Annotated in this window: 1 protein-coding gene; it reads left to right on the top strand. The window is 74.3% G+C overall.

Translation table 11 applies throughout. The features are described from left to right. Window positions 1-109: 109 nt before the first annotated feature. Window positions 110-804, top strand: a 695-nt coding sequence (locus ACFWJO_RS40090; RefSeq protein ID WP_386873270.1) for an MFS transporter, incomplete at its 3' end; no start/stop codon positions are given.

Raw genomic sequence — 804 nt, 5'->3', positions numbered from 1 at the left:
GTCATGGCCTCCGTGCGCCGCACCGGGCCGAGGACCCTCGGACCTGGCACGATGCGGGACGAGGGCCGATCCTGGAGAGCGCCCGAGACACCCTTGTGAAGGAGACCGCATGCCCGTCGCCCCGCGTCCGTCCGACGGCGCCGCGTCCTCGGTCTTCACCCCGCACCAGCAGCGCATCCTCGCGGTGCTCCTCATCCCGATCTTCATGTCCCTGCTGGCCGTGTCCAGCATCAACGTGGCCCTGCCCGCCCTGCAGCGGGGCCTGGACGCCAGCGACGCGGAGCTGCAGTGGGCCATCTCCGGCTACACCCTCGTGTTCGGCATGGTGCTCGTGCCGGCGGGCCGGGCGGGTGACCTCTTCGGCCGCCGCCGGCTGTTCCTGGTGGGCCTCGGCGTGTTCGCGCTCGGTGCGCTCCTGTCCGGCCTGGCGCCCACGGGCGTCCTGCTCGTGCTCGCGCGCTTGGTCATGGGCGTGGGCGCGGGCCTGCTCAACCCGCAGGTCACCGGCTTCATCCAGGGCGAGTTCTCCGGCGCCTCCCGCGCCCGGGCGTTCGGGGCGCTCGGCGCCGTCGTCGGGGTGTCCGTGGCGGTGGGGCCGCTGCTCAGCGGCGGGCTCATCGCGTGGCTCGGCGGCGACCTCGGCTGGCGCGCGACCTTTCTGGTGAACGTGCCCATCGCCCTCGGCGCCCTGATCGTGGCCCGCCAGTGGCTGCCGCGCACCGTCCCCGAGCGGGCGCGGCGTCCGGACCTGGACCCGGTCGGCGTCGTCCTGCTGGCCGCCGCCAACTTCTCCCTGTCGGTGTA

The sequence above is a fragment of the Streptomyces sp. NPDC127092 genome (assembly GCF_042722475.1).
Lineage (GTDB): Bacteria > Actinomycetota > Actinomycetes > Streptomycetales > Streptomycetaceae > Streptomyces.
This window is presented reverse-complemented; position numbering and strand designations above follow the sequence as displayed.